This window comes from Pseudomonas sp. FG47, from assembly GCF_057809115.1.
This window is the reverse complement of sequence record NZ_JBMDJI010000001.1, coordinates 588,484-597,620: the sequence shown is the minus strand read 5'-3', so window position 1 is coordinate 597,620 and position 9,137 is coordinate 588,484. Positions and strand designations below refer to the sequence as shown.

General features: G+C 66.0%; 8 protein-coding genes. 1 reads left to right on the top strand and 7 read right to left on the bottom strand.

Features of this window, described 5'->3' with window-relative positions; all coding sequences use genetic code 11:
- Window positions 1–31: 31 nt before the first annotated feature.
- From ACODS5_RS02740 to ACODS5_RS02725, 4 genes are all read right to left on the bottom strand, one after another.
- The gene (locus tag ACODS5_RS02740; RefSeq protein WP_489107839.1) at window positions 32–1,066 is read right to left on the bottom strand and encodes an ABC transporter substrate-binding protein; all 1,035 of its coding nucleotides are present in this window, start codon (window positions 1,064–1,066) and stop codon (window positions 32–34) included.
- 40 nt (window positions 1,067–1,106) lie between these two features.
- Window positions 1,107–2,219, bottom strand: a complete 1,113-nt coding sequence (locus ACODS5_RS02735) for an ABC transporter ATP-binding protein (protein WP_134689796.1) — start codon at window positions 2,217–2,219, stop codon at window positions 1,107–1,109.
- A 213-nt stretch (window positions 2,220–2,432) separates the two neighbouring features.
- Window positions 2,433–3,062: a response regulator gene (locus ACODS5_RS02730; protein ID WP_489107838.1), complete on the bottom strand. Its 630-nt coding sequence runs from the start codon at window positions 3,060–3,062 to the stop codon at window positions 2,433–2,435.
- Window positions 3,059–5,461, bottom strand: coding sequence for a PAS domain-containing sensor histidine kinase (locus ACODS5_RS02725; RefSeq protein WP_134689798.1), 2,403 nt, complete (start codon window positions 5,459–5,461; stop codon window positions 3,059–3,061). Before ACODS5_RS02725 ends, ACODS5_RS02730 begins: the two co-directional genes overlap by 4 nt.
- 95 nt (window positions 5,462–5,556) lie before the next feature.
- Here ACODS5_RS02725 and ACODS5_RS02720 point away from each other — a divergent pair, with 95 nt between their 5' ends.
- Entirely contained in the window at window positions 5,557–6,567 is a 1,011-nt protein-coding gene (locus ACODS5_RS02720) for an alpha/beta hydrolase family protein (RefSeq protein ID WP_134689799.1), read from the top strand.
- 112 nt (window positions 6,568–6,679) lie between these two features.
- On the opposite strand, the gene ACODS5_RS02715 is transcribed toward ACODS5_RS02720, so the two are convergent.
- Genes ACODS5_RS02715 through ACODS5_RS02705 form a run of 3 tightly spaced genes read right to left on the bottom strand, consistent with a single transcriptional unit; the run spans window position 6,680 to window position 9,133 of the window.
- Complete coding sequence (locus tag ACODS5_RS02715; protein WP_134689800.1) at window positions 6,680–7,444, bottom strand: TerB family tellurite resistance protein; 765 nt, start codon at window positions 7,442–7,444, stop codon at window positions 6,680–6,682.
- A 1-nt stretch (window position 7,445) separates the two neighbouring features.
- On the bottom strand, window positions 7,446–8,117 hold the full coding sequence (gene murU, locus ACODS5_RS02710; RefSeq protein ID WP_134689801.1) for an N-acetylmuramate alpha-1-phosphate uridylyltransferase MurU: 672 nt from the start codon (window positions 8,115–8,117) through the stop codon (window positions 7,446–7,448).
- Window positions 8,114–9,133, bottom strand: coding sequence for an aminoglycoside phosphotransferase family protein (locus ACODS5_RS02705; protein ID WP_489107837.1), 1,020 nt, complete (start codon window positions 9,131–9,133; stop codon window positions 8,114–8,116). Before ACODS5_RS02705 ends, murU begins: the two co-directional genes overlap by 4 nt.
- Window positions 9,134–9,137: the final 4 nt, after the last annotated feature.

Here is a 9,137-nt window from a genome sequence, read left to right as displayed (position 1 = left end):
GCCCGCGCCTGGGCCGCACAGCGGCCCGTGACTACTTCTTCGCCGCCCAGGCGTTGAAGCGTTGCTCCAGCTGTTCGCTGTTGTCGGCCCAGAAGGCCACGTCGATCTGCACCTGGTTGGCGATGTTCTCAGGGGTAGTCGGCATGTCCTTCTTCACCGCGTCGGCCAGCAGCGGGACGGCCTTGGAGTTGGCCGGGCCGTAGGCGATGTTCTCGGAGTAAGTCTTCTGCTGCTCGGGCTGCACGGTATAGGCGATGAATTTCTTCGCCTCGTCCGCATCCTTGGCGCCTTTCGGGATGGCCCAGGCGTCGAAGTCGTAGATACCGCCGTTCCACACCACCTTGAGGTTGCTCTCCTTCTGTACCGCGGCGATGCGGCCGTTGTAGGCCGAGCTCATGACCACGTCACCCGAGGCCAGGTACTGCGGCGGCTGGGCACCGGCTTCCCACCACTGGATGCTCGGCTTGAGTTCGTCGAGTTTCTTGAAGGCGCGGTCCTGGCCTTCCTTGGTCGCCAGCACCTTGTACACCTCTTTGGGTGCGACGCCGTCAGCCATCAGGGCGAATTCGAGGGTGTACTTGGCGCCCTTGCGCAGGCCGCGCTTGCCCGGGAATTTCTTGGTGTCCCAGAAGTCGGCCCAGCTGGCAGGCGCGCTCTTGAGTTTGTCGGCGTTGTAGGCCAGCACCGTGGACCAGACGAAGAAGCCCACGCCGCATGGCTGGATGGCGCCAGGCACGTAGTCGGCTTCGTTACCGAACAGTGCCGGATCGAGCTCTTCGAACATGCCTTCATCGCAACCCCGGGCCAACTCCGGCGACTCTACCTCGACCAGGTTCCAGCTGACGCTCTTGGTGTCGACCATGGCTTTGACCTTGGCCATCTCGCCGTTGTACTCACCGGCGACGATCTTGCCCTTGCCCGCCTTTTCCCATGGCTCGTAGAACGCCTTGGTCTGGGCCGCCTTGTTGGCGCCGCCAAAGGAGATCACGGTGAGGTCGGCCGCCATGGCCTGGCCGGCGGCGAACAGCCCCAGGGCCAGGGCGGTCAGTTTCAACTGCTTGCGCATTATTATTCTCTCCACAGTACAGGGTTGGTGACGCAAACCATCAGTGAGCTTCGCTGATCGGATCGAGCGCGCGGGCGTGCTCCACCTCCCAGCCCAGCGGTACCACATCGCCCACGGCCAGGGCCGGGTCGAGCTCGGCGATTGGCTGCTTGACGAAGAAGTCGGCCTTGCCGCAGACCTCCAGGCGCACCCGCACGTGGTCGCCCAGGTAGATGAACTCGGCCACGCGGCCGGAGAAGCGGTTGACGCAGCGCTCGCTGTGGCCATTCAGGCGCACGCGCTCGGGGCGGATCGACAGGGTCACCGGCTCGCCGGCCTGGCCGACATTCACCGCCAATGCCTCGACCCGCTCGCCGCGGGCCAACTGCACCTGGCAGCGGTTGCCGTCACTGGCCAGCAAGGTGCCGTTGAGGCGGTTGTTCTCGCCGATGAAGTTGGCGACGAAGGTGTTGCGGGGTTCTTCGTAGAGCGTGCGCGGATCGGCGATCTGCTGGATTTCGCCCTGGTGGAACACCGCCACCCGATCGGACATGGTCAACGCCTCGCCCTGGTCGTGGGTCACGTAGACCACGGTTACGCCCAGGCGCTGGTGGATATGCTTGATCTCCATCTGCATGTGTTCGCGCAGCTGTTTGTCGAGGGCGCCGAGCGGTTCGTCCATCAGCACAAGCTGAGGTTCGAACACCAGGGCACGGGCCAGGGCCACGCGTTGCTGCTGGCCGCCGGAAAGCTGGCCGGGATAGCGCTTGGCGAAGGCATCGAGCTGGACCATGTTGAGCACGCGCTTGACCCGCTCGCTGATGTCGGTCTTGCTCAGGTTGCGTACGGTCAGCGGGAAAGCCAGGTTCTCGGCCACGGTCATGTGCGGGAACAGCGCGTAGTTCTGGAACACCATGCCAATGTCGCGCTTGTGCGGCGGCACGTTGTTGATCGAGCGGCCGGCCAGTTGGATCTCGCCGGCGGTGGGGGTCTCGAAGCCGGCGAGCATCATCAGGCTGGTGGTCTTGCCCGAGCCGGACGGGCCAAGCAAGGTGAGGAACTCGCCTTTACGGATGTCCAGGTTGAGGTCCTTGACGATCAGCGATTCACCGTCGTAGCTCTTCTGCACACCCCGGAAGCTGACCAGCGCCTCGTTCGAATTCGCCTCGCTCATGCCCTGCACCTTCTTGTTGGAATGACTGCGTGAGCCAAGCGTAGAAGAAGCGCAAGCGCCCAGAAATCGGGGCGGCTGAGAGAATGCCCTCATCCGGGTGGAAGAGTTGTTGTAAGGATCGCCCTACAAGGATGACGCTCCCAGACAACTATGACGCCTTGGATCGTGGCAGCGGCGGTTCAAGTCCTGGATTACCTGTCGTAACCAGAACACTCACACCAACTTGTGCTCCATGGCGTACTTCACCAGTTCCGCCAGCGAGTTGACCTTGAGCTTCTGCATCAAGCGCGCCTTGTGGGTGCTGATGGTCTTGCTCGACAGCGCCAACTGCTGGGCAATGTCGTTGACGTTGGCGCCCTGGGCCAAGCGCTCGAACACGGAAAACTCTCGCTCGGACAACAAGGTATGCAGGGGCCGGGTCTCGGTCAGGCCCACTTCGAACACCATGCGGTCGGCCAGGGCTGGGTCGATGTAGCGCCCGCCTCCGGCCACCCGGCGAATGGCCGTCAGCAGCAGGGCCGGGTCGCTGTCCTTGGTCGCATACCCCGCAGCGCCTGCCTTCAGCGCGCGGGCCGCCATCTGCGCCTCGTCATGCATAGACAACATCAGGATCGCTGGCGGGCTGGTCAGCGCACGGATCCGCGGGATCGCCTCCAGGCCATTGACCCCGGGCATGGAGATATCCAGCAACACCACCTCGCACGGGGTATGACGCAAAGTGTCCAGCAACTGCTCGCCATTGCCCGCCTCGCCCACCACCTGCATGTCCCTGGCCAGGCCGATCAACTGCTTGATGCCCTCGCGGACGATGGTGTGGTCTTCGGCCACCAGCACTCGAATCACGGTCGTGTCTCCTGTTGCAAAGGAATCGCCACGCTCAGGCTAGTGCCCTCGCCCGGTTCGCTATCGAGGGTCATGCTGCCCCCAAGCATCAGTACCCGCTCGCGCACGCCAACCAGGCCGAACGAGGTTGGCCGCGCCGCGTCGACGACGAAGCCGGCGCCATCGTCTATGACGGTCATGCGCAAGGCATCCTGTTCGTGCGCCAGGGTAATCTGCACGGTATGCGCCCTGGCGTGGCGCATGACATTGGTCAGCGCCTCCTGGAGGATGCGGAACAGCCCGGTGGCCTTGGCATCGCTCAAGGTTGGCAGGTGGTCCGGCACCTGCACCAGGCAGGGAATCTGCGTGCGAGCCTCGAAACGCCGGCCTTGCCATTCGATGGCCGAGGCGATCCCGGCGTCGAGAATCGGGGGGCGCAGGGCAGTGGCCACATCGCGCACCAGCTGGAACAACTGGGCGATCAGGCGCTTCATGCTGGCCAGGCGCTCATTCAACCCGGCATCCAGCTCGGCGTAGGCCAGCTCGCACATCGACACCTCCAGCTTGAGCACGGTCAACATCTGCCCAAGCTCGTCATGCACTTCCCGGGCGATCCGGGCTTTCTCTTCCTCGCGCACGCTTTCCAGGTGCGCCGACAGTTCGCGCAGCTGCTCCTGGGAGGCGGCCAGGGCCAGCTCGGCCTGCTTGCCCTGGGTGATGTCCCAGACCACGCCGTCCCAGACCATGCGTCCATCGGCCAGGCGCCGGGTGGTGGCCTTGATGTCGGCCCAGCGCCTGGCGCCGTCACGGGTAAGGATGCGGCCCTGCCAGGACCAGTCACGGTCGCAGGCCAGGGCCAGGTCCTGGACCCGGTGATAGTCGGCGCGATCCTCGGGGTCGACCAGGTTGCGCAGGCCCATGTCCGGGTGCTGGATCTCGGCGGGCGTGTAGCCGACCAACGCCGCGCTGCCCTCGCTGATGTAGGGGAACTCCGGATCACCTTCGGCCGGGTCGCGCTCCAGGCGAAACACCAGGCCCGGCACGTTGCCGGCGATGCCCTTGAGCCGTGCCTCGCTCTCGCGCAGCGCCGCCAGGGCACGGCGCCGCTCGGTGATGTCGGCGACGAACACCACCAGGTACTCGGCATCGCGAAAGCGCAGGAACGACAACGACAGCTCCACCGGCAGCTCGCTGCCGTCGGCGCGTCGGCAAAGGGTCTCGAACTGCTGGTCGGCGCCGTCACCGGCCCGCGCGCGTTTCCACAATTGCAGCCAGCGGTCCATGTTCAGGTTGGGTTCGATAGCGGCCAGTGGCTGCTCCAGTAATGCCCCCTCGGCAAAGCCGAGCATATGCTCGACAGCGTGGTTGGCGTAGCGTACATGGCTGTCCCAGTTGACCCAAAGGATGCCCAGCGTGCTCTGGTCGAGGGAAAACTGGCTCAGCCGCAGGGCTTCTTCACGCACCTGTCGCGCCAGCAGGCTTTCCCGCGCAGCCAGCAAGGCCCGCTCCAGCCTGCGCTGCTGCCGGCGTTGCCATACCAAGGTGCCCAGGGTGCACAGCAACAGCAGGCCAAACAGCAGGGCGAGGTTCTGCCAGAAACCTGCCGACTCCGAAAACCTGGGGTACTTGGGTTGTAACCAGCGCTGGTGCAACTGCTCCAGCGTCTTCGCCGGCATGGCTTGCAGCGCACCTTCGAGCACCTCGGCAAGCTCCGGCCAATCGCGCCGCGAGCCGACTCGCAACAGCTGTGGCAAGCCGATATCACCGACCACCGCCAGGTCGCCGAACTCGCTCTCGCGAGACAGGCGGCTGAGCTGCGCCTCGTCCAGCACGGCGAAACTGGCCTGGCCAGCCAGCACCAGCTGCAACGCCTCGCGCTCGTTGGGCACGCCCTGCAGGTTGAGGTTGGCGTAGTTGCTGCGCAGGTAGTCGGCCAGGGTGCCGGGCATGCGCACCGCCACCCGTTCGCTGGCGCCGAGTTTCTCCAGCTCCACCGCAACGCCGCCACTGCGCAGGCCCACCACCAATTGCGGAATGCGCATGTAGGGATCACTGAACAACCACAGGCGCAGGCTCGTCGGGGTCTGGGTCAGCCCGGGGGCGAAATCGATCTCCCCGGCCTGCAAGGCGTGCTCAAGGGCCGCCTGGTCCGGGAAACCGCGCCAGGTCAGATCCAGTTTCAGCGCCTGGGCAATGGCGCCGACCAGTTCCACGTTGGCCCCGTAGAACTGTTGCAAGCGGCGGTCGAACTGGGCATAGGGCGCCTGCAGCACCAGGCCGACCCGCAGCGCACGGTGTGCATCCAGCCATTGCTGCTGGGCCGGCGCCAATACCACCGCCGGCGGCGCCTCCGGCCTTGCCAGGGCGATCAAGGGTAGACACAACCAGCCGATAACCCACAGGCAACGCACTCGCTTCATCTCTACGCTCGTCTTGGCAATGATGGCCGCCTGGCGTGGCCGTCGCGGGCAAATACCATTAGGCTGCCGGTATGATTCTGGCCTTGGATTGATCGATGTTCACACTTTATCGCACGACGCTGGCAATGTGCTGCCTGGCAGCGGCCCTGCCGCTCGGGACGCAAGCCGCCGATGCCGAACAACCGCAAACGGCCGCCGAAACGGCTGCCCCTGCCCCGCCCCCACGTCCTGCGCTGCTCGAGCGCAGCCAGGACGATGCCCTGGCCCTGGAACGCCAGGTGCCCAAGGCCGAGCAGCAGATGCTGCAAGCCAATGACGAGAGTTTCCTGGCGCTGTGGAAGCCAGCCAACGACAGCGACCCCAAGGGCGCGGTCATCATCGTCCCTGGCGCCGGCGAGAGCGCCGACTGGCCCACCACCGTCGGCCCGCTGCGCCGCGGCTTCCCCGATGTCGGCTGGGGCACCTTGAGCCTGAGCCTACCCGACCGTCTGGCCGAACGCCCGCAGGCGCGGGTCGACGCCAAGCCAGCGCCCGCGGCCGAGGCAGAAAAGGATCAGGGTGAATCAGCCCCAGCCAAGGACACCCCGGCCGACGCCAACGCCAACGTCGCCCAGGCCACCGCGCCTGAGGCGGATGCCGCCGAAAGCACCGACGCGGTGGAGGCCGACGAGCACACCGCCGAGGAGGATGTCGAACGCATCTTCGCCCGCCTCGACGCCGCCGTGGCCTACGCCCAACAACAAAAGGCGCGCAGTATCGTCATGCTCGGCAGCGGCAGCGGCGCCTATTGGGCAGCGCGCTACCTCAGCGAGAAGCAGCCGCCCCAGGTGCAGAAACTGGTGATGGTCGCCGCCCAGACCCCGGCGCGGGTCGAGCATGACCTACTGAGCCTGGCGCCGACCTTGAAAGTGCCGACCGCCGACCTGTTCTACGCCACCCGCAGCCAGGACCGCCTGGCCGCGCAACAGCGCCTGCAGGCCAGCAAGCGGCAGAAGGACAGCCAGTACCGGCAGTTGTCGCTGCTCGCCATGCCGGGTAACAAGGCCGCGGAGCAGGAGCAATTGCTGCGCCGGGTACGCGGCTGGTTGACGCCCAAGGAAGACTGACACACCACGAACCCGTGGGAGCCGCCTTGCTGGCGAACACCAGCGCCGCGGTGCCTGGCACCGGCTGCGCCGGTGTTCGCCGGCCAGCCAGTTCCTACAGGCAGCGCTCAGATCAAAGCCCGCGCCTTTTGCGGATCATCGCATAGGCCTGGTGCAACTCCCGAGTGTGCTCGGTCGCCTCGCGCACTTTCGCCTCGCTGGCACCGCTGCCCACCAGCTTGTCCGGGTGATGCCGACTGAGCAGCCGCCGATAGGCCTGCTTGACCCGATCGGCTTCGGTGTCCGGCTCTACCCCCAGCAGCCGCAATGCCGCCGCATAGGTCATGGTGCCGCCCTCGACCGCCGACTTGCGGGGTTCATACTCCAGCGCCAGAGCCTGCACCTGATTGCGGCTCAGCCCCAGTTGCTGCCCCCAGCCCAGCAGCAGGTCGCGCTCCTGGCGCCCGGCCTTGCCGTCGGCCCAGACCATCCGCCAGCAAGCGCGCAAGGTGCCCTCGGCGGCATGCGGCTGCTGCTTGATCCGGCGCAGATGCTGGCCGAGCCGGTCCTTGCCCGCCTTGCCGCGATTGAACGCGGCAATCGCCCGCAGCCGCGCCGGCTCGCTGAGGTCCAGCCGGCTCATTTCCTGACGCGCCTGCTGAATATGCCCCTCGGCCACCCGGCCATCGCTCTTGGCCAGCCGCCCAAGCAGCACGAACAGCAACTCGTCATCGCGCAGCGCAGGGCGTCCGCCCAGGCGCTCGCGCACATCGTCCCATCCCTGCAGGCGCAGGCGCCGATCCATGGCCTGGCCCAGCAACGCCCCGAGCAATGCCCCGGGGATGCTGGCCACGGCGAAACCGGCGCCGGCACCGATCACTGTGCTCGGCCACCACATATCAGACGCGCTCGCCAATCAGGCGCTCGACATCGGCCAGGCGCTCGAGGGTGCCGACATCGACCCACTGTCCGCGGTAATGCTCACCGCTGACCCGGCCCTCGGCCATGGCCTGGCGCAGCAGGGGCGCCAGCTTGAAGGCGCCGGGCTGGCAACCGGCGAACAACGCTGGGTCGAGCACCGAGATACCGCTAAAGGTCAAGGTCCCCGGCGCTTCGTCGCCATCGCGCACATGACCGTCCGTCAGGTGGAAGTCACCACGGCCGTGGTGCCCTGGGTTATCCACCAGCACCAGGTGCGCCAGCCCCGGCATCGGCGCCAGCAAGCGCGCGAAGTCGTAGTCGGTCCAGATATCGCCGTTGACCAGCAGGAACGGCGCCTCGCCCAGCAACGGCAGGGCCTTGAAGATGCCGCCACCGGTTTCCAGCGGCTCGCCCTCCGGCGAATAGCGAATGCGCAAGCCATAACGGCTGCCATCCCCCAGGTGGTCCTCGATCTGCTGGCCAAGCCAGGCGTGATTAATCACCACCTCGGTGATGCCGGCACGGGCCAACGCTTCGAGGTGATACTCGATCAGCGGCTTGCCAGCCGCGGGGACCAATGGTTTTGGGGTCGTCAGAGTCAGTGGGCGCATACGCTCGCCCTTGCCCGCCGCCAGGATCATCGCCTTCATGGGCGCGCCTCGCCTTTGAGCTCGGCAATCAGTTGCCCCAGCTCGGCCAATTCGGGGCGGCGAGCGATCACTTCATTTATATAGGCGAAGAAGCGCGGCACGTCGGTGAGGTAACGCGGCTTGCCATCGCGATGGCAGATGCGGGCGAAGATTCCTATGACCTTCAGATGGCGCTGCACACCCATCAGGTCGCTGGCGCGGTGGAAATCCTCGAACGCCGGCTGCACCGGAATACCGGCGGCACGGGCCTTGTCCCAATAATCGCGCAGCCAGCCTTCCACGCGTGGCTGAGGCCAGCTGAGGAACGCGTCCTTGAACAGGCAGGTGATGTCGTAGGTGACCGGCCCGTAGACGGCATCCTGGAAATCCAGCACGCCCGGGTTGGGTGCGCTGTGCATCAGGTTGCGCGGCATGTAGTCGCGGTGCACCAGCACCTTGGGCTGGGCCAGGGCGCTGTCGATCAGCAGTTGGCTGACCCGCTGCCAGCTAGCCTGCTGGGCCTCGCTGAAGGTCAGGCCCAGGGCGCGGCCTACATACCATTCGGGGAACAGTTCGACCTCACGGCGCAACAGCGCGACGTCGTAGCTGGGCAGCGCAGCGTCCATCGGCAGGCGCTGCAAGGCCAGCAACGCATCGATCGCATCGGCGAACAGGGTATCGGCGTTGTCCTGGTCAATGATGTCCAGGTATGTCTGGCGCCCCAGGTCACCCAACAGCAGGAAGCCGCGCTCCAGGTCCTGGGCATGGATAACCGGCACGTTTACCCCCGCCTTGGCCAGCAGGTGATCGATATCGACGAACGGGCGGCAGTTCTCCTGGGGGGGCGGCGCATCCATGATCACGAAGCTGTGGCCGGCGCCCTCCCAGCGGAAGTAACGGCGGAAACTGGCGTCGCTGCTGGCGGCGGTCAGGCTGCCTGCTGGCACGTCACCCCAGGCGTTGGTGCGGAACAGGTTCTCCAGCTGCCCGGCGAGCCAGGCGTTCAGTTGTTGCAGGCGTACATCGTGATCGGGCATTACA

Excerpts from the sequence above, each read along its gene's own strand:
- ACODS5_RS02740 (WP_489107839.1), bottom strand. The coding sequence starts at position 1,066 with ATGCGCAAGCAGTTGAAACTGACCGCCCTGGCCCTGGGGCTGTTCGCC.
- ACODS5_RS02735 (WP_134689796.1), bottom strand. The coding sequence starts at position 2,219 with ATGAGCGAGGCGAATTCGAACGAGGCGCTGGTCAGCTTCCGGGGTGTG.
- ACODS5_RS02725 (WP_134689798.1), bottom strand. The coding sequence starts at position 5,461 with ATGAAGCGAGTGCGTTGCCTGTGGGTTATCGGCTGGTTGTGTCTACCC.
- ACODS5_RS02720 (WP_134689799.1), top strand. The coding sequence starts at position 5,557 with ATGTTCACACTTTATCGCACGACGCTGGCAATGTGCTGCCTGGCAGCG.
- ACODS5_RS02715 (WP_134689800.1), bottom strand. The coding sequence starts at position 7,444 with ATGTGGTGGCCGAGCACAGTGATCGGTGCCGGCGCCGGTTTCGCCGTG.
- murU (WP_134689801.1), bottom strand. The coding sequence starts at position 8,117 with ATGAAGGCGATGATCCTGGCGGCGGGCAAGGGCGAGCGTATGCGCCCA.
- ACODS5_RS02705 (WP_489107837.1), bottom strand. The coding sequence starts at position 9,133 with ATGCCCGATCACGATGTACGCCTGCAACAACTGAACGCCTGGCTCGCC.